The following is a 19,807-nucleotide window of genomic DNA, read 5'->3' as shown; positions in this document are numbered from 1 at the left end:
GCGGCTATTCCGCTTTCTTCTCTTCGGCCGGTGTTGGATTGGCTTCTCCCTCGGCGGCAGGCACAACTGAGCCCGCGTCATCCTTGGGGAACTTCATGTTGGCGGCCACGGCGTAGGCATAGTCGCGGTGCGCCTGCAACGACTTCGAATAGATCAGCCGATCGTGTTTGCTGGGATTGGTGGTGGCAGTCACCGTCAGTTCCACGGTGTACAGCCGTCCGCTGCGAACGGTTTGCAGCGACTGAATGGCCGCGGGCGAATCGTTGTGCGACGCGCGGCGCACGTGCCGCACCCAAGCCAAGCCGCCGAGTTCCACCGGCTTGGGTGACTCCTCAAGCTTCTTCCCTTCCAGCAAAGCTGGCGCGCTGAGAGCTTCTGCCAAGTGGGCAACGTTGTCGAGCGTCGTGGTGCTTGTGTCGGCGACCGGCGGATCGATCGCCGCAACTGTAATGCGGGGCAACTTGGTGGCGCTTCCATCCTCGGGAACAAAGGCGGCGAGAAACTTGGGATTGCGCGATAAGGTCTTCCATCCCGTGGGCAGGGCGAACACGACTCGCCCCTGATCTTGCGGTGGCAGCGGGGCGTCAACCTCGGGCAAGTCGGCAGCGGAGTAACTCTTGATGGCGGCCACAGCTCCGGTGTCCGCTTCTTCTCCACCATCGCCACCATCGGAAGTGGCAGGACTTTCGCTGCCGCCACAGCCCGCGAGCAGGGCGAGTGCCAGTAGCGAGCCCAGAAATTTCCAGCGCATGTCATCGATCTCCGGCGAAACCAAACTTGAATTGCCTGTAGCGCCCCCATCTTACTATTCTGCCAGCAGGGTGGAATGCGCCGGCCAGCAACTTGCCCAGTTTGTCTTTCGGACAACGGAGGCGACCGCTTACAATTCGCCGCCTTCCTATTCTCGCCGGAGCAGAGACATGACCGACGTTCGTTTCGCCAGTGCTCGCCATTGCTGCCTACTTGTGGGCTTGGTTTTTGTAATGCCTGGTAGCCTGGTCAGCGCGGAAGAGAAAACCGAACCAGTTCCCCCGGCGTCCACCGAAGCGTTGTTGCCCAAACCGGTGTCAGAAGCTGTGTTGCTGCGCGCGGCCCAAGCCGAAGCCGAGGCGACAGCGGGACGCCCCAATCAGAATGCCAAGAAACCAGGGGATCGGCCGGAGTGGCAAATTGAAGCGGGCACGGTGCATCACCGCCGCGGCAGCGTGCTTAAAGGTAGTTTGCTGGAGAAGTTGGGCGGTCCCGTGCAGGAACAAGATTTCTCGGCAGCCCTGGACCGGGTTGCCGCTGCCCAGCGGCAGACTGGCACCGATCATTCGCTGCCCCTGGCACCCACCGCGCCAAGCGTTGATGAGTTGCAACTCGCTGCTGGCCAGTTGCGCGTGATCGCCCGGTCGTTGGAATCGCTAGCTGCCGATCACGAAGATCTGGGGCAATATGCCGAGGCGGATCGCCTGCGCGCTGCCGTGCAGCGATTGCGACACGAAGCACGTACTCTCTCGGCTGGACCGCAATCTTGCACCAACTCGCTGCTGCTCCCCGCTAGCGAGTAGTGCTAGCTCGCGTAATTCTCCTGTAGGCCATTCGGGCCCCTGCGGTCTATAATCTCCGCGGGTTACTGCCTGCGCACGATGCGGCAGGTGAATCGTTCATGCAAGGGAGAAAACCGCCTGTGGCGCACAGTCACTGGCGTACGACGATGACCGGACAGGGAGGTCCGCAATTCGAGCTTCATCGCGCACGACAAACGTGCCTGCGATGGTTGCGACCAATGCTCTTCGCATTGGCTGCGATCTTATTCTGCGCGCCGCTCCCTGCCGCCGATCTCGACCTTCGTTTGCGTTTGGCCTGGGGTGGCGGCGAAGCCTGCTCCTGGCAAGGACTGATCGAACTGAGTGCCGGCGAACTGATTTCGAGTCAGCCGTTGGGACTGGAAGCCGATTCGCCCGGCGCGATGCAACTGATCAATCCCCAAGTGCTGCGAATCTTTCCTCGTTCGCCGCGGACCTACGACGGTTGCGATATGCATGTGAAAGCGCCTGCCGATGCCGTGCTGAAAGTAAAACTCTTTCCCGCTGGGACCGCCGGTGGCGAAGCGATCGAACTGCCACTCGAAAAACTCAAGCAGGGCTTTCATAGCCTGAATCTCGATCAGGATCGCAATCGACTCCTGGTACAACGCGCTCCGGGTGACGGGCTGCGGGTCAAGCTTGCGCGGGATCATCTGGTGTTCGAACCGGGCGAGAAGTTCAGTTGCGAGGTTATTCCCAATGCCTTGCCGCTGACGCCGAACACGGCCTATTTGATGACGGCGACGCTCGTCGATGCTCGGGGAGGTGCCGAACGGAATCGCCTCGACCTGGAGATCAAAACCGATGAAGTTGGTGCGGCACTTGCGGTCAGCGCGGTCGATATGCCACTGCCGATCGATGAAGGGGTGTACGACGTTGTCCTGTCGCTCTATCTCAAGCGGCTTACTTCGCCCTTGCTGCGTGGCAAGCCGATTGCCGAGCGGCGCGTGCAGTTGGTCATCGTCAATCCGGTGCAGCGCGTGCCGTCGACCAACGTCGATTGGAAAACTACCTGGGAGATCGATCCCGCGAATCCACGCTGGTGGGAGCGGATGGCCCGCATTCCGACCCTGCCGAAACTTCCCGGCCTGACGACCGAACCCTTGAGCAACGGAGCCACGGCGGTTCGCGAACATCTCGGCCGCACCTGGATTGAACTGCCGACCAACACCTGGCAAGCCTATCCACTGTCGGTCGAAGAGATCGGCCGGCCGCATGTGTTGCAGATCGAATATCCGAGCGACATGCCACAGAGCCTGGGCATCAGCATTGTCGAGCCAAATGCCGCGGGACAAGTCACGCCGATCGGCCTTGATAGTGGTGTTGAGGTTTCGCCGGTGGGCGCGGGTGTAGCAGCGAAAGTGTTGCGCCATCGTTTGATCTTCTGGCCACAGACGAAGGCACCGGTGGTGCTGCTGACCAATCGACGCACGGGCCAGGGTGCCTGGTTCGGCAAGATCAGCTTGCAGGCGGGGCCAGTGAATTTGCCTCCTCTGCGCTTTCCACCAACGAATTACTCGCAGCGAATGTTCGCCTCGTGCCTCGAACGACCACTACTGCCGGAGAATTTCTCCGCTGGAGAAGCGCTCGATCTTACGACGGGCCGTACGCTCGACGATTGGGTCACGTTCTATTTTGCGACGACACGACTGGTGGAATATCTGCAACACAGCGGCAGCGGCTGCATCATGCTGCCGGTCCTGTGCGAAGGAAGTTCGCTCTATCCCAGCGAGTTGCTGCAACCGACGCCCCGCTACGATACCGGCCTGTTCTTCGAGAGTGGCCAGGATCCACTGCGCAAGGACGTGCTCGAACTGCTCCTCCGCTTGTGCGACCGCGCGGGAGTGCAATGCGTTCCCTCGCTCCAATTCACTACGCCCCTTCCTGAACTGGAACGGCAACGGCTCCTCGATCCGGCCGGCTCGATTGGCATTGAACCCGTGGGCGCGGACGGCCGGCCACTCCTTAGCCGTCGTTCACCGCGTCGGGGACTAGCCCCTTATTACAATCCGCTTGATGAGCGAGTCCAAGCGGCGATGCAAAATGTGGTCGCCGAGTTGGCAGGCCGCTATGGCGCGCATCCTTCGCTCACCGGCATCGGTTTGCAACTCGGCCCCGAGTCGTATGCACTGCTGCCCGAAGATTTGAGTAGCTGCGACGACCGGACCCTGTTTGCCTTTCAGCAGCAATCGGGCGTTGTGCTGTCGTCGCTCGACGTGCGGAACCCGCAGTGGCGAACCGAAGCGACCAACGCCCTGCGCACGACAGCCCATGCGGCCTGGACACAATGGCGCACACAGCGGATCGCTGCCTTCTATCGTCAACTGCAACAAACGGTGGAACAACATCGCGCCGGGGGCAAGCTGTTCGTCCTTTCCAGCGAACTGCTGACTTCACGCAGCTTGCAATTCGCCCTCAGACCTACTCTTCCTGCCCAGGAACAAGCTGCGGCTGCCTTTCAAGCGATTGCCTTCGACCCCAAGCAGTTCGCGGCCGATAATCTGATTGTGGTGCCTCGGCCCCAGCGCGTCGCGCCCGAGTTTCTCGGCCTTTCGACCGCGTATCACGCGTGGGGACAGAACAACGACCAGACGGCGCTCTTCACGGGGTCGGCAGCGGCCACGCATTCCGCGCTCGAACCGTCCCCCCTGGCCTTGCCCTCGTTCGATCGGGTAAGTCCCTTCGGTGCGGAGCAGACCAGGCTCTGGCTCGTGCCTCAACTGGTCCCCTCCGATGGCTTCAATCGCGAACGCTTCGTGCATGCGATCGCCCAGACCGATACGCGCATGCTCATCGATGGCGGCTGGCTATTGCCCCTCGGACAAGAGAGTTCTCTCAACTCACTGCTGAAGGTGTTTCGCCGCTTGCCGGACGAGCCTTTCCAAACAGTTCAGCCGCGGTCAACTGGCACGAACTTGCAGCCCGCGGTGGTTCGCACGTTGTCTCGCCGGGGAAAGACTTACTTCTACGTCACCAACGATTCTCCCTGGCCGATCACCGTAGCCATCGATTGGCACGCGGCGACAAAGATTAACATCGAGCCCTACACCTCGCAGCGCGAGGCAAATTCCACGACGCAAGGCACACGCACTACGTGGACTGTGCGAATGGAACCCTACGACCTGGTCGGTGGCGAGATCAACAATCCACAAGTGATCGTCGACAGTTGGCGAACAACGCTGCCCGACGATGTGGCCGAGCATCTGCGCGAGCAAGTGCGCCAACTTCGTTATCGCGCCAATGCTCTCCGTTCGCCCCAGTCGCGCGAAGTCCTGACCAATCCTTCGTTCGAGCGTATTGACGACCAAGGGGAACCGCTGGGTTGGGTGCACGCGCAGGGCCCGCAGGTTCACGTGGGCATCGACACCGAACAGGCGCTCGATAGCCGCCAGTCCTTACATTTACAAAGCTCGCGCGATCCGCTGACCGGTCGCGCGTCGCCCGTGTGGGTTCGCAGCGAACCAATCGCGGTACCCACAACGGGGCGCATTTCCGTCGTGGCTCATCTTCGCGTGGCCGATCCGGCCCGTCAGCCGCGGTTACGATTGGCCATTGAAGGAAAGCTCGATGGTCAGCCATATTATCGCTGGTCGAACGTGGGACTGAGCGAAGATGGCAAGCCGCTGAAGGTGCAACTGCAAAATGAGTGGACGTCGTACCGTTTTCCGCTGACCGATTTGCCGCTGAGTGGCTTAACCGATTTGCGCATCGGCTTCGACCTGATGGACGAAGGAGAAGTTTGGGTCGACGAAGTGCAAGTCTTCGATTTATGGTTCGACGACCACGAGCGGGATGAACTGCTCAAGAGCATCGCCGCAGCCGACTTCCAACTCACGGCTGGCCAACTCATACCCTGCCAACGCTACTTGGCCAGTTACTGGCCCCAATACCTGCGGCATCATGTTGCGGTCGAACCGCTCGAATCCACGCTGCGCCCCGTCGCACCGGTGGAAACGGGACCAAAGCTGCCGACGATTCCGGGCGCTGCAGCGGCGACGAACGCGCTCAACAATGTAGTGAAGCAAGTGACGCCCCCCATCGTGCCCGCGCTCACACCCGCGCAAGTGGTCGAGCAAGATCGGCGCGATCGTGACCGGGGAGACCGCGACCGGGAAACAGCCCGTGCCGAACGCGAGGCCGAAGAAAAGCCCGGCATGATGGACCGCTTCCGCTCGTGGTGGTCGGGCCGCAGCGAGAAGAAGACTCGCTAGCGAATTTGTTTTGCTGAGCGGGCAAGTTAGCGATGTCGGCCGACTTCGAACATTGCGCCGCCGTGTGGAATAGCGCCCAGATCGGGCTGGCCTTGATCTTCTTTGCTGAGCGGGTCGAAGCCTTCCCAGGCAAGCTCGACCCCCGAGTTGATGGCAGCGCTCCCCGTTTGAATTCGATAGTCGCTCTGGGCCGGTTCGGCGGCCAGCTTCATTAGTTTTGGATCGGCGATCAGCGAATGACTTTCGGAGCCCGCTTCGTACAGCTTTTTGTTTTCAGCCAGGAATGGCGTGGCCCGATACTTTTTGAAAAAGGCGTCGGTCGTCTTCGCGTCAATAGACTCCGCCCAATACAGGTTTCCATCGCTAATCAAATTCAGGCCGACCGCAGGGAGGGAAATCGCCGGCAGCCGATCGGTATGGATGAACAGGTTGTTGAAAACCCGCCGCGGACGTTCGAGCGAGGCAGCTCCAGCCGCGGTCATTCCCGCGTCCCGACAGCCCGAGGCAATTACCGTGTTGAAGGCAATCGTCGTTGTCGACCAGGGTGGCGAACCATGATCGCCAATCAATTTGCCGCTCGTGAGCGAAGGCTCCGGTTTTGTCTCGCTCATGCGACTAGCCATGATCGGCTGGCGGAGATCGAAAATGTTCCGATAGACGTAAATCAGGTCGTGGGTATTCGGCTCGTTGCCGCCGAAGGCGAGCGCCGTGAGGAGTTGACGAAAGACGTTGTGGTGAATGACAAGCTTGGGGTCGATGCCGTCGAGCTTGTGCCGTTGATACATGGGGCTGAGGTAAATCCCATCGTCCTGCATGTTCTCGATCAGATTGTGATCGAACTCCACGTTCATTGCGCCGAGATAGACGCCGTCGTGCGAGTCGGTGAAGTGGCAATGCGAAATCTTCCACCGATCGTTTTGCGGGGTGGCCCACACGCTCGATTCGCGCCCCGCATCGAGTTCGATCAGCGCGTGCGTATTGAGTCGCGAGATATTGCGGTGCGGCCGGCCAGGATAGTCGCGCTTGCTGGCATCGCTGCGAAACGTCCACGGCGCGAGGCTGCCATGCAAGCCGCAATTTGTCAGCGAGAGGTCAGTCGTGCTAATCGCGCGAATCCCGTAGCCGCCAGCGAAAATGGTAACGTTGTCGAGGGCGACATGCTTCGCTTGTTCCATGAGCACCGTGACATAGCCGCCGCCGCGAATCACCAGGTCTTGCAACTGCACATGCTCGGCCTGATCAAGAAACAGCGGTGTGCTGCGATAGGCGGCGATCGTCAGCGGCAACTTGCGCGGGTCGGTTTCACCGCGATAGTTGGTGAGTGGTGCCGGCAACTGAGTGTGCGAGAGTCGGCAATGGAGATAGCCCGTTTGCTGGTCGTACCACAGGCCGGGGCCGAGATAAATCGGATCGACGTCTTTATCGGCAGCACCCTTGCCACCGGTGCCAGTGAAGGTTTCGCTGGTGGACTGCAAGTCTTGCCGATGCCAATACGTTTGCAGCCCGACTTGCGAATCGCCGAAGTAACCAATCACGTCGCGCAGATTTGGCCAACGATTAACGGTGCGATATTCTCCCGCACTTCCGCCGGCACATGGCTCCCAGATTTTCTCCGGCGTCTCGCTGAATTGTCGCAAGCTGCCATCAACGATGGCCTGCTCACCCGGATAACTGCGAATGGTAATGGGGGCATCAGCGCGGCCCTGAAGTCCGAGGTAGAGGGGTTCGTAATAGGTTCCGCCGCGCAGATAAAGTGTCTCGCCCGGTTGCAACTGACCGCAAGCGTGCGCGAGGGTGCGCCACGGCATTGCCTCGGCGCCTGACTTGGCATCGTCCCCATTTTTTGCATCAACAAAGCGAGCCACTCCCTTTGCCAGTGGTCGCTGGGCAGCTGGTGGCACCGTGCGCAGTGAAGGATGCGAGCGGACGGGAGAGTCTGCGGCGCTAATATCGGCCTGAAAGCCATCGACGGCGGTAAGCAAGACCGCGACAAAAATTGATAGCCCGATTGTGGCTCGGTTGCTTAAGTTCAGCATGACAGGATCCTTCGCACGATGTAGCTCGTTCGCGACGAGGGGCCGCGGGATCAAGCATCGTCCGATGAATCAGGGTCAAAAGCAAGACTTGGGCGTTTTCCAAGGAATCATGCACCAGCCGTAGTGCATAAGCCACTGAACCCCCGCCCCCGGTTTTATACACGTGCGGCGGGGGCGTTTGAATGTGCGGAGGAATTTAGGCAGTGCGCGGGGCGGGCTGAAGATTCCACGGCCAGAAAGCAGCAGCGGCGACGATCAGGGTGAGGCAAAAGATTAAGTGCCCACTGACTAAGGCGAGTGACAACCAAAGCGCGACGCCAATGCCCAGCAGTAGGGGACGAGCAAAGCGATTCCAAATCAGAATGGGAAACGCGAACTCGAACGCGAGCAGGGCGTGGGTCCAGGCATTGATGACAAAGGGGGAAGCGCGGAGTGAACTGAGGTCGACCGGTCGCGAAGTTGTTTGAGCGATCATGTACCAGACGGCATCCCCGGTCCACCACGGTTCGGCGGAAAGTTTCGAGAGGCCCATCATGAAGATGAAGGCCGCCAGGTGAACCTGTATCAGGCGGATGCCAATATTGGCGAGCACCGACGGAGCGGGGACTTCGGCAGTTCCATGATCGGTCTGCTTGCGCCCTTTCCACCAGGCATTCACACTGAGCCATTCGCCACTGGGGGCCAGGCATAGATAGAACAGCAGCATCGAGAGGATCGGCTCACCAAAGCCGCTGATCATCGGCGCGCGATGCACGAAGCTGAGGAGCATGATGAGCGAAACAGCGGCCGACACGCGGCTGAACAAGCCAATCGCAAGTAGCAGCGAGGCGACGATCGCGATGATCTCGAAGACCCAAATCTCGTTGGGCTTGGTGACCATCTGCAGCAACGTGAAGTTGTAGTTGATGACGCCGTCTTCTTCGGTCAAACGGCGAACCGTTTCCGCCGGCAGCAAGCCGTTCGGCGCGAACCAGCGCGTAAGGTCGGCCCAATACGACAGAAAGTGAATCGTGGCGAGCAGCCCCGTGCCAATGCGGACAATGGCTAGCGGCTGCGAACTAGCAGGGGTGAACCAGAACGCGTTCCAGCTTTCGCCAAAGGTCGTGGTCAGATCTTCCCAATACGAGATGGCCTGTTGTTTCATGAGCATTAGGAGCCTCCTTGAACTGAAGGGGCTTGAACCGCGGGGGCTGGCGTGGCGGGAGCTGATTGCGAAGCACCTTGGCGCGGCGCGACTTCGTTGCGGGCCGAGCGCTTGATGGCTTGCACCTGGTTGTCTTCGTCGAACCAGACGTCGGCTTCATAAGCGAGGAGTTCGTACTGCGGAGCGCGCGGGTTGTCGCGCGGGAAACCGGGACGAAGATCATCGAGATTGATGGGCTGGCTACTCCGCTGCACACAGCGGAAGACGCAGCGGCGGGCACCATTTTCGAGCATGATGCGGGCCCCCACGGCGCGGGCGATTTCGCCCGACATTTCGTCGAGTTCGTTCTCGGGATTGGCAAACGTGGCAACCATGCGGGCCAGTGTGATGTAGCGCCGCTGACTGCCGAGCAGCTTCGAGCCTTGATCGGGGAGGCGAACGGTTTTCAGCAGTGATTGCTGGGCCACCGGCTTCTCGCCATCGGCATATAGATCGAGGACGATCTCGCAGTCGTCGGTCGTCGGTCCCGAGACGAGGTAGTACGGCGTGAAGTCCGGATCGAAGTTAAGCAGCTGGGTATAAGCGCTAAACACTTCGACCAGTCGAGCCTGCAACGGTGAGCGCAGGTGATTGGAAGCGAGCACCGTGAAGACGCAGAACAAATGGATGAAAATCAGCAACGAGGCGACGCCGCGCCAGGTGGAATTCCACTCGGCTGGAGCGCGCTCCGGACTGGGTTGTTTACTGGCCATCGGAAGGTTGCGTCTCACTACGCGTTTGAAGGGGGATAATGGCGGGCGCTAGCGCCGCGAGGCGGGCCTACGAGAGTCTAGGTCAATCGCGGCTGACGTGCGGTAAAAACGCAACGTGCTGCGGCAAGAAAAAAGAAAGACCGGATCCCGCCGTGAGACCCGGTCTTTCTGCGAATTCGTCGGACACCAGCGGGCAGCAACAGGGGAGCTGCCTTCCGGTTAAACACAAAGCCTGTGGATCCGAACTTTCAATACTACTTAGGAGCTTCGACAGGGGCCGGAGCTGGAGCATCGGCAGGAGCAGCAGCCGGAGCAGCGGCAGCGCAACCACCACAGCTGTAACCACCGCAACCGCCGCACGAGCTATAGCAGCTCGACGAGCAGCAGCGACGGCGGTGCTTGCGGCCACCGCAGCACGACGACGAGCAGCAAGACGAAGCCGAGCAGCAATCCGAAGCGGCGCAGCACGACGACGAGCAGCAACGACGATGACGACGGCCACCACAGCACGAGCTGCTGCAGCAATCGCTAGCGGCGCAACCGCCACCACAACCGTGGCAACCAAAAGCGGCCGAAGCCTTCTTTTCGCCACCGATCAAAGCCAAACCAACCATCGCGAAGAAAATCGCGACACCCAAAATAACGATACGGTTCATTCTAAATTCCTCCACTTGCCTTTTAAGGTACCTTAAGGCGAAACAACTCAAGTTGCCGTCAACACCGGAATACCTCGCAACGCGACGGCGTGAATCGAGCGAGGTTCAACCTTCTGTACCCTGCGGGCCCGCAGTTCTTCGTGTGGTCTTGCCCTGTTTGCGAAACCTTTACACGTACGAAGTCTGCAGTGGTCACACAGGCTAGGCTGCTAAGGTAACAGGGGCATACCTAATGTCAAGCGGTCAACGTTAATTTACGAAGACTGCGTAATCTCGGAGTTCCCCTGCCACCTCGTCCTCCAGCATAGCTCGATGAGGTGACGAAGTCGGCAAGAAATGCAAAAGACCGCGCTCGGGAAAACCCGAGGCGGTCAGGCTGATAGCAGACTTAAGTATCTACTGATGAAAGAGTTAAATGGTTGCCATAACACCCATTTACTTGAATATCGTTCCTTCGGGTGATGCCGGTTGCGTGGCCTGTTGGGTAGGTTCGGCCGGGAAAGCACCGGGAGCAGCAGGCAAAGTGCCCGGTTGGCCCGCCGGCAAGGTGCCCGGTTGGTCAATTGGTGCAATTCCGGGTTGGGTTCCTTGCGCGACACCGGTCTGAGCTGCCGCCTGAGCGGCGACACGTGCTTCTTCAGCTTCGGCCGCGGCCAAAGCTTCTTTGTGCTTATTCATCATATCCAGCGGATCTTCAAAGTTCAGGAACTGGGGCCCTTGCCCCGGCACCAACTCAATGGCAAAGCCCGCCACGCGCCAGCCATCGGGTTGTTTTCGCAACACCCAAATGACTTCGTTGGTGATCGTTTCGTCGCCATAGACCTCGACCCAACGAGCCTGAACATGGGCCCCATTCGGGTTGTTTTGTAGGTACTGCGCGGGAGCGACCTGAAACTGCGCATTGGGCGCCGCATTCGGGGCCACGGGAAGTTCGTGCTTGGCCGTTTCTTCACGTGCCTTGGCAGTCAGCAGGGCTGCGGTGGTGGCCGCATCGCCGGCCCGCATGGCATCGAGAAAAACCGTGACGACTTGATCGGGGGCGGCGTCGGCAGGGACTTCTTTGGCGGGTGCCGCAGCGATCGCTTGCCCCGGCTGAACGCCACTTGTTTCGAGCGTGGGGGGGACAGCGTTCGATTTGCCACAGCCCACAGCACCGGTAGTCACCAGTCCTGCCGCCATGAGCACTGCCACCGCCAGTTCCCAGCCTGGTCGCTTCATTGTCAGACATCCTTGTCTTTGGAAACACATCTTTAGAATCGTGTCGTTGATTCAACTACACGGGCTTCAACTACTCAACTCCGAACGCGCAGCGGCGTTATTCTCGCGCGCAACGAGCCGGGAATCGGCAGTGACTGGGCGGAGTCTCGCAAAGCGGGACCGATGAGTCAAGACGAATGCTTGGGCAGGAACAGCCGCGGGCGAAGACCGGCTCGGACTGGCTGAAATGGCATTATTGGGCCAAAAACATCTACCTGATGACCTGGAAATGGCGTTTTTCGCCAATTTTTATTGCTTGACCCACAGTCTCCCCCCTCGAACAATGGACCGAGCGAAGGCTCCAGTCGAGCTCCCGGCCCGCTCTGTTACGTTTGCTGTTTGGCCCTTTTCCCTCACGCTGAAAGATCGCGACGCCGGCACCACCAGAGAGTGCATTCGTCAATTGCGTGGGGCATTCACCGCTGGATTGAATCGCATATGGGTCACCCGTTACGGCCAGGTTCCGCTGCTCGACTTGGGCTCGTCCACCCTTTGGCTGGCGGACAATGCCGGGCCCTGGTGTGGGCCATTCTGGCCCGCTTTCGCCAGGCAAACCTGCGACCGGTGCCGTTTCTGGCTCGTGCTTGTCCGGCACCTTATCAGGCCTTGCAACGAATCACGGGCAAATGCCCCCGGCATTTGGACAGTTGGTCGATGACCCGGCAGCGCTGCCGCGAAGTCTTTTCGGCCGCCGTAGGCCGTCCCGATACGGGCGTGCTGATCGATGCTCCCGAAGGTGGCAACTGTCCAGCGTGCCAGTCAGTCGGAAAAGGCACATCGCGCACTGCGGATGTAGAGAATTTTAACAATCTCAGCCAGTGGCTCGATCTGCCGCGTCTTGGCCTCGTGCATGCCCGGCAGTTGCAGGCCTGTCGCGCGGCACGACTTCCCACCGAACTCGACGGCCTGCTCATCGACGGTGTAGATAATCTCCAGCAAGCGATGACCTTGCAAACCGAACTGGAATCGCTGTGGCGAGTTCCGGTGCTGGGCTATTTGCAATTGCCGTCGTCGCTGCGAACGTTCATTGAATCCTGGCCAGCTGAAACACCGCCGGCGACTGAAGTATTGACTGCCCTGGCCGATCATTTGTCTCCTCATTGGGACGAGCGACAACTGGGTGAGCTCATGCAAAAGCCAAACCTGCCCCAGCAATTTGAAGTTGCCAAACCGCTGCCGCCGTTCGGACCGCAGGTGCAAATTGCGATTGCTCAGGACGAAGCGTTCGGGCTTTGCTTTCCGGAAGTGCTCGATGCGCTCGAACGATCGGGCGCGACGCTCACCGATTTTTCACCCCTGCGCAGCGAACGCTTGCCAGCCAAGACGGACCTGGTTTACATCGGCTGCGGTCATCCCGAGCGATATGCGGAGGAACTGGCCCGCAATCATTGCTTGATGCAATCATTCCGTTCGTTCGCCGCTGCCGGTGGACGAATTTATGCCGAAGGAAGTGGCTCCGCGTATCTGTGCCGGCAACTCATTCTGCCCGGCGGTTCGGCGGCCATGATGGCGGGCATTATTCCCGCGAACGCGCGCTTCACTGCCGGCCCCGCGACGCCGCAGCCCACCGAAGTCACCTTTGGCCTTGGTTGCTGGCTGGCCGATCGCAAGACCACGCTGCGTGGCTATCGAGATCCCAATTGGCAGCTCGAACCGTGCGGCGCAATGATGACTTACTCGGGCGATCCCGCGCAGCGGTGCGATATCCTTGGCCGCAGCAACGCCATCTGCAGTCGGATACTCTTCAATCTGGCAGCCCACCCCAGCCTGCTCGAGCGGTTCGTACGACCCTCGTTGCCAGTCGGCAATGCGGTTCGCTCGGCGCGCTGATTCGGCAATCGTTATCAGGCTGCGACAAGCACCTTTCTGGGTGCGACGATTTGACCTGCTGTCACTGCATCGGCCAAGATTTCTGCCGCAAAGAGGCTTTTCTGGGAGTTGACTCCCTGGGAGAAATCTTGCCTCCTGACTACGGTGAAACCATGAGCATTTCACCAACTGAACGCACCTGCCCCATCTGCGGTTCCAGCGACCTGAAGTTACTCGAAACCAAGCCGATGCTGCATGGCGAAGACATTGTGGCTGCGGTGAAGAATCCGCGCGTCCTCGGCACCAATCTGGTCTATCAGTGCGGCTGCGGGGCTGGCTTCACACTCTCCGCGCCACAAGCGAGCGCTCAGGCTCCCCGGCAGACTGAGTATCTTCGGCAGACCGAGAAATAGTCGCTGGCCGTTCTGGGCCAAATCTCGAAAATTACATTGACCCATCAGCGTATTCAGATACGATAATCCCAGTGGTGCGCGCGTTCGCATCATCCCGCCAAAGGATTGTCCCGATGCTTACCTGGTTTTGCGGCGCTCAAAATACCGATTGCACTGGCTTAAGCCGGCGCGACTTTGTGCGAATCGGCGCACTGTCCCTCGGCAGCCTGGCACTTCCTCAGTGGTTGGCAGCGAAAGAGGCTGGCCAGCAACTCAACTACTTCCGCAATAAATCGGTGGTGCTGTTGTTTCTCGGCGGCGGCCCTAGCCACATTGAAACGTTTAACCCCAACAGCGATGCGCCCGCGCCTTACTGCAGCATTACGGGTGAAGTGAAGTCGTCGCTCCCCGGTGTCTCGTTCGGCGGCACGTTCCCTCAACTGGCCAGCCACGCCCACAAGATGGCGCTGGTCCGCTCTTTCACGCATCCGGTTGGCGACCACGTGAAGGCGATCGCCCACGTCCTGTCCGGCGGCAGCGATCCCGCGGGTGATGGCAAAGCCGGCTATAGCATGGGCTCGGTCTTCGCCAAGATTCGCGGCGCGAATCATCCCGAGAGTGGCCTGCCCACTTATGCCCTGCTCACTTCCGAAGAGATTGACGGCCAATACGTCAACGAGCGCAGCCGCATTGCCAATGGCTCGCGACCCGGTTCGCTGGGCCTGGCGAATGCGGCGTTCGATCCGAATGGCGGCAGCACGCTGCTCAAGAACATGCAGTTGAAGTTGTCGGCTGAGCGGATCGATGATCGCCGCTCATTGCTTGGGCAACTCGATCGTTTGAATCGTCAGGTCGATGCTTCCGGCGCGATGCAAGGACTCGATAAGTACGAGCAACAGGCGCTCGAGATGGTCCTGCGCGGGGCCGGTGATGCCTTCGATCTGAAGAAAGAAGACAAGCGACTCGTCGAGCGTTACGACACGCGCGAATTCCGCGTCGGCAAAAAAGTCTTTCAGCCTTCCTCGCTCGGCAAGCAGATGCTGCTCGCGCGGCGTCTGGTCGAAGCGGGTTGCGGTTTTATTACCGTGCAGAGTTCGGGCTGGGACATGCACTCCGACGGCAACAACCCGGGGGTCGCAGCGGGAATGGAAATGCTCGGCCGTCCGCTCGATAAAGCGGTCTCGGCGTTTCTGGAAGATCTGGAAGAGCGTGGGCTGAGCGACGACGTGCTGCTGATTATCACCGGCGACTTTGGTCGAACCCCCAAAGTGAATGCCCGCGGCGGCCGAGATCACTGGGCCCGCCTCTGCACACTCGCCCTGGCTGGTGGCGGCTTGAAGATGGGGCAAGTCATCGGCCAGAGCAGCCGGCAGAACGATGTGCCCGATACTGAACCCGTCTCGACCGCAAACCTGATGTCGACCGTCCTGCACACCCTGTTCGATGTCGGTCAACTCCGCCTCGATACCCGCATTCCCCGCGAACTCACCAAGCTCGCCGAAGAAACGCCCCCGATCAAACAATTGTTTTAGGTTTCATTTTTTGAGTCCTAAGTTCTGAGCTGACGTGTTCGAACGTCTCAGGACTTTTAACTCAAAGCAACTTCCCCCCTCCCGGAGCCTCGCCATGCTTGAGCTATTTTCCAGCCGTCGGTATCGCGATTGTGCAGGATCGAACCGCCGCGACTTTTTGAAAGCCGGCACCCTTGGTCTCGGCACGATGGGGCTCGGGGCATTGTCTCTGCCCGGTCTGTTGCAAGCGCGGGCTGAAGCCGCGGCCAGCAATCGCGCGGTGAAAGACACCTCGGTCGTGTGGTTGTGGCTCGGTGGTGGTGCCACACACGTCGAAACCTTCGACCCCAAGATGTCCGCCCCCGAAGAATATCGCAGTGCCACGGGCGAAGTCGCCACGAATCTGACCGGTGTCACCATCGGCGGTACACTGCCGAAAATTGCCAGCGTCGCCGATAAGATGGCCTTCGTCCGTTCGTTCGCTCACACCAACAGCGGTCACGCGGGTGGCACGCACTATGTGATGACGGGCTACGACAATCGCAAGGTCGATAATGGCGGCGTTCCCGATCGCCCCGGCTACGGCTCGATTTTGTCGCGCGTCCGCGGTTCGAATCATCCGGTCACCGGCATGCCCGCCTATGTCCGCATGGGGCAGATTCGCCAAGGGGACGGCCCCGCGTTCCTCGGCCCAGCTTACGGCCCCTTCGATCAAGAAGGTCAGGCCCGTAAGAACATGAACCTGTCGGTGCCCGAAGAGCGGATGGCCGATCGTCGTAACTTGCTGACCACGCTCGATAGCGCGAATCGCAAAGTTAGCACCAGTCAGGATATGGCCGGCAAGACCAAGTTCGAGCAGCAAGCTTTCGACCTGATGTTCGGGGCCGCCAGCCAGGCCTTCGATATTTCGAAAGAGAGCAGCAAGACGCGCGAGAAGTATGGCTCGGACCTCGGCAAGCAAATGCTCACGGCCCGCCGCCTGTGCGAAGCCGGTTGCGGCTTTGTGACCATCGCTTATGGCGGTTGGGACATGCACGGCAACATCGAACGCTCGATGAAGCAGCGCAGCCCGCAGCTCGATCAGGCCGTCTCGGCGTTTGTCGAAGACATTTATCAGCGCGGGCTCAATGAGAAGATCTTGCTCGTTATCTCGGGCGAATTTGGTCGTACGCCACGCATCAACAAGAACGCCGGTCGCGATCACTGGGCCCCACTCAGCACGCTTGCGCTCGCCGGTGGTGGCTTGAAGATGGGTCAGGTCGTTGGCGAATCGGCTCCCAAGGTCGATGTTCCCGGTACTGCGCCGATCCGCCCGCAAGATCTAATGGCCACAATCTTCCACGTCCTTGGCATCGATCCGCAGGTTCAATTCATGAACCCCGCCGGTCGCCCCGTCTATATGCTCGACAAAGGCAAGCCCATCGCCGAACTGGTGTAACGAGCCAGATTTTTCCTGTTTGACTTTTGTCATTTGAGATTTCCCCCAATACCCCTGCCTCACCCGCAGGGGTATTTGCATTCTTGCCCGCTCCAACTCTAATTTCTGCTTGTCTCTCCGCTCTTGGTCTCCCTGGTCCTTGTCTCTTTTCCCCGGACTTATCGCGTGCCCTTGCAACTGGAACTCTGGCTCCCCGACGATTGGGTCGATGTCACGGAGCAGATTGCTCGCGGTCCCACCACGCTGATGTGGAACGACGAGCGGGCGACCGGCGCGCTGCAAGTGGTGGTGAGCGAACATCGGCAAGGGCCCTCCCCGCAGCCGACGCCCGCAGAGCTGATGGCGTTTGCCGAAAAGTTCGGCACCGATTATCGCTTCGGTAAATTGCTCACCAAGGTCAGCGGCGAGTGCAAGCTGGGGACCTTCGGCACCGCTATTTTCCGCCGTCCGCCGCCGGTGCAAGCCGATGTCCCTCCGTTCGGCCAGGTCTGGTTTCTCACCAACGGCAGCGACATCATCTTTTGCCACTTCCTGGCGACTGCAGAACCCCACGAGCGCGAAACGCTCGGCGCGAACGAAATCGCGCTGATGCTCAACCTAAGCGCCTTAACCTAGATCGCCGCACGATTCGATCACACCGCAATTGTGGCTTCTTCCCTGCGCATGCTGGCAAACGGCCGGTGGGACGGCTAGTCTCATAGGGCTGATTCGCCCCCATTCCACTCTCCTTTTTTGCAGGCCTGCACATGAAAACACTTCGGCTCTTTACTTCGCTGGCATTCTTGCTGGTCGTTAGCGGTTCGCTAACCGCTGCCGAGAAACTGACGCTGGCCAGTTTGTTCACCGACAATGCGGTGCTCCAGCGCGACATGGTTGTGCCTGTGTGGGGCTGGGCCGAACCGGCCAGCAAAGTGGTCGTGCAGTTCGCTGGTCAGGAAAAAACCGCAACGGCCGATAAGTACGGCGCGTGGGCTGTGAAGCTCGATCCGCTGACTACCTCTGCCAAGGCCCAAACGCTGACGGTGAAGACCGAACCGGGCGAGACCGTCAAACGCGAGAACATCCTCGTGGGTGAAGTTTGGATCTGCAGTGGCCAGTCGAATATGGCGTTCGCCTTAAAGAACTCGGTCCTTGGTCCCGAGGCAATTGCAGCTGCTGGCGACGATCAACTTCGTCTGTTCAACGCGCACGCCCGGGCGGTCGACGAGCCGCAGACCACCATCGGTGGCAGTTGGGCGGTCGACTCGAAGAAAGACGCCGAATCGTTTTCGGCAGTCGCTTATTTCTTTGGCAAAGACCTGCGCAAGAGCCTGGGAGTGCCCGTTGGTTTAATCAAGTCGGCCGTCGGCGGAACCGTGGCCGAAGCGTGGACCGCGCGCGGCGACCTGGAAGCGAATCCCACCCTCAGCCCGCTGTTTGCCGTGCAGGCACAGAAGATTGCCGATCATCCGAAGGCTCTCGAAAACTACAAAAAGACCGAGCAAGCCCAACTCGCCCGTTGGGAACAGGCCGCGGCGAAAGCCAAGGCTGATGGCAAACCCGCCCCGCGCAAACCTCAAGCGCCCGTCGATCCCACGCTCAGCAACAATCGCCCCACGGGCCTGTACAACGGTTCGATCGCGCCGCTGCAGCCATATGCCATCCGTGGTGCAATCTGGTACCAGGGTGAGTCCAACTCGGGCCGCGGCAAAGAATATCAAACACTGTTCCCTGCCATGATCGGCAGTTGGCGCAAGGCTTGGGGCCAGGGAGATTTTCCCTTCCTCTTTGTGCAGATCACGCCGCACAATGGCATGTCGCCCGAAGTGCGCGAGGCGCAGCGCGTGACCGTGCAGACGACGCAGAACACCGCGCAGGCCGTGACCACCGATGTCGGCGATGCTACCGATATTCATCCGCGGCAAAAGCAGCCCGTGGGTGCTCGACTGGCCCTCGCGGCGCGTGCGCTCGCCTATGGCGAAAAGGTTGAATACTCGGGCCCTGCCTACGACGCCATCAGCGTGCAAGGGAACAAGGCCACGCTCACGTTCAAGCATGTTGGTGGTGGCCTGGTCGCCAAAGATGGCGAACTGAAGGGCTTCACCATTGCCGGCGAAGATGGCCAGTTCGTCGCTGCGAAAGCAGTGATCGACGGCGATCAAGTGGTTGTCTCCAGCGATGCTGTCGCTCATCCCCAATTGGTTCGTTACGGTTGGACGAACGTGCCGGATGTGAACTTGTGGAACAAGGCGGGGCTCCCCGCTTCGCCGTTTCAATCCGATCGGGCTTTCACCCTGGAGCCCGGCTTTGAGCCACTCTTCAATGGCAAGGATCTGACGGGCTGGCGTTACAAGGACGGCTCGCCGTTCGACGGTCAGCAACACGCCAGCGACGGGCGTTATACGGGCCGCGATGGCAAGATTGTCGTGAATCCCGGCAAGGGACTCGCCCAGCTGTGGACCACTCGCGAACTGCCAAACGACTTTCAGCTGAAGCTGGAATTCCGCGCGGGAGTCAACGCCGACAGTGGGATTTTTCTCCGCAAGCCGCAACTGCAATGCCGCGACTATCTCCTGGCCGGGCCTTACAAAGAACTAAAGCTTTACCGGCCGCAGGACTGGAACGAAATTGAAGTCACCGTGAAGGGGAACGTTGCCACGTGTACCTGCAACGGCGAACCGTTGAAGTTCGATGCTCCGCTGCCCGCCACCGGCCCAATCGGCCTGGAAGCTGACCGCGGCCAGATGGAGTATCGCCGCATTCGAATCAAGGAACTGAAGTAGCTCGATCCTAACCGAGAATTGTGCTGACGAAATTCGTTAGCTGCTGATCAATCCTTCGGCCCCGCCAATTTCTGGCGGGGCCTTTTTCGTCTCTCCACCTTGTCGCCTTCCCCTTCTCACGCCACCGCCCCTGCGGCGGTCGTTCATAGGCTTGTGCACTAGAGATGCTGGGAACTATCTAAAAATGTTCTCAGAATGTGCTTGCGAGGTGAGCAGCAGGGCCTTAATGTTGTGAGTAGTTGCGCAGAATGTTATGCGCAGTTCGTGA

General features: G+C 59.8%; 14 protein-coding genes. 8 read left to right on the top strand and 6 right to left on the bottom strand.

The features are described 5' to 3' along the window. Nucleotides 1-4: 4 nt before the first annotated feature. On the bottom strand, nucleotides 5-751 hold the full coding sequence (locus tag ETAA8_RS07200; RefSeq protein WP_145086934.1) for a hypothetical protein: 747 nt from the start codon (nucleotides 749-751) through the stop codon (nucleotides 5-7). Nucleotides 752-920: 169 nt separating this feature from the next. Here ETAA8_RS07200 and ETAA8_RS07195 point away from each other — a divergent pair, with 169 nt between their 5' ends. Together ETAA8_RS07195 and ETAA8_RS07190 are read left to right on the top strand one after the other, a co-directional pair. Further along, nucleotides 921-1,553, top strand: coding sequence for a hypothetical protein (locus ETAA8_RS07195; RefSeq protein ID WP_145086931.1), 633 nt, complete (start codon nucleotides 921-923; stop codon nucleotides 1,551-1,553). A gap of 218 nt (nucleotides 1,554-1,771) precedes the next feature. Then, complete coding sequence (locus ETAA8_RS07190) at nucleotides 1,772-5,782, top strand: hypothetical protein (protein WP_145086928.1); 4,011 nt, start codon at nucleotides 1,772-1,774, stop codon at nucleotides 5,780-5,782. 26 nt (nucleotides 5,783-5,808) lie between these two features. Here ETAA8_RS07190 and ETAA8_RS07185 read toward each other — a convergent pair whose 3' ends face one another. The 5 genes from ETAA8_RS07185 to ETAA8_RS07170 all read right to left on the bottom strand — a co-directional run bounded on the left by ETAA8_RS07185 (nucleotide 5,809) and on the right by ETAA8_RS07170 (nucleotide 11,588). Then, nucleotides 5,809-7,818 (bottom strand): right-handed parallel beta-helix repeat-containing protein, encoded by a 2,010-nt coding sequence (locus ETAA8_RS07185; protein WP_145086925.1) that lies wholly within the window; start codon nucleotides 7,816-7,818, stop codon nucleotides 5,809-5,811. Between the two features lie 196 nt (nucleotides 7,819-8,014). Then, the gene (locus ETAA8_RS07180; RefSeq protein ID WP_145086923.1) at nucleotides 8,015-8,968 is read right to left on the bottom strand and encodes a hypothetical protein; all 954 of its coding nucleotides are present in this window, start codon (nucleotides 8,966-8,968) and stop codon (nucleotides 8,015-8,017) included. Beyond that, nucleotides 8,968-9,714: a hypothetical protein gene (locus tag ETAA8_RS07175; protein ID WP_145086920.1), complete on the bottom strand. Its 747-nt coding sequence runs from the start codon at nucleotides 9,712-9,714 to the stop codon at nucleotides 8,968-8,970. Before ETAA8_RS07175 ends, ETAA8_RS07180 begins: the two co-directional genes overlap by 1 nt. 363 nt (nucleotides 9,715-10,077) lie before the next feature. Next, on the bottom strand, nucleotides 10,078-10,239 hold the full coding sequence (locus ETAA8_RS34435; RefSeq protein WP_202921634.1) for a hypothetical protein: 162 nt from the start codon (nucleotides 10,237-10,239) through the stop codon (nucleotides 10,078-10,080). Nucleotides 10,240-10,805: 566 nt separating this feature from the next. Next, entirely contained in the window at nucleotides 10,806-11,588 is a 783-nt protein-coding gene (locus ETAA8_RS07170) for a hypothetical protein (RefSeq protein WP_145086918.1), read from the bottom strand. Nucleotides 11,589-12,065: 477 nt separating this feature from the next. Between ETAA8_RS07170 and ETAA8_RS07165 the strand changes: the two genes are divergently transcribed. The 6 genes from ETAA8_RS07165 (at nucleotide 12,066) to ETAA8_RS07140 (ending at nucleotide 19,539) form a co-directional block, all read left to right on the top strand. Next, on the top strand, nucleotides 12,066-13,457 hold the full coding sequence (locus ETAA8_RS07165; protein WP_145086915.1) for a hypothetical protein: 1,392 nt from the start codon (nucleotides 12,066-12,068) through the stop codon (nucleotides 13,455-13,457). Nucleotides 13,458-13,609: 152 nt separating this feature from the next. Then, entirely contained in the window at nucleotides 13,610-13,849 is a 240-nt protein-coding gene (locus tag ETAA8_RS07160; RefSeq protein WP_145086912.1) for a hypothetical protein, read from the top strand. Between the two features lie 113 nt (nucleotides 13,850-13,962). Continuing rightward, nucleotides 13,963-15,360 (top strand): DUF1501 domain-containing protein, encoded by a 1,398-nt coding sequence (locus ETAA8_RS07155; RefSeq protein ID WP_145086909.1) that lies wholly within the window; start codon nucleotides 13,963-13,965, stop codon nucleotides 15,358-15,360. Nucleotides 15,361-15,454: 94 nt separating this feature from the next. Further along, on the top strand, nucleotides 15,455-16,777 hold the full coding sequence (locus ETAA8_RS07150) for a DUF1501 domain-containing protein (RefSeq protein ID WP_145086907.1): 1,323 nt from the start codon (nucleotides 15,455-15,457) through the stop codon (nucleotides 16,775-16,777). 165 nt (nucleotides 16,778-16,942) lie between these two features. After that, nucleotides 16,943-17,392, top strand: a complete 450-nt coding sequence (locus ETAA8_RS07145) for a hypothetical protein (RefSeq protein WP_145086904.1) — start codon at nucleotides 16,943-16,945, stop codon at nucleotides 17,390-17,392. Between the two features lie 131 nt (nucleotides 17,393-17,523). Beyond that, complete coding sequence (locus tag ETAA8_RS07140; protein WP_145086901.1) at nucleotides 17,524-19,539, top strand: family 16 glycoside hydrolase; 2,016 nt, start codon at nucleotides 17,524-17,526, stop codon at nucleotides 19,537-19,539. Nucleotides 19,540-19,807: the final 268 nt, after the last annotated feature.

It is taken from the genome of Anatilimnocola aggregata (genome assembly GCF_007747655.1).
In the GTDB taxonomy this organism is placed as follows: Bacteria; Planctomycetota; Planctomycetia; order Pirellulales; family Pirellulaceae; genus Anatilimnocola; species Anatilimnocola aggregata.
This window is presented reverse-complemented; position numbering and strand designations above follow the sequence as displayed.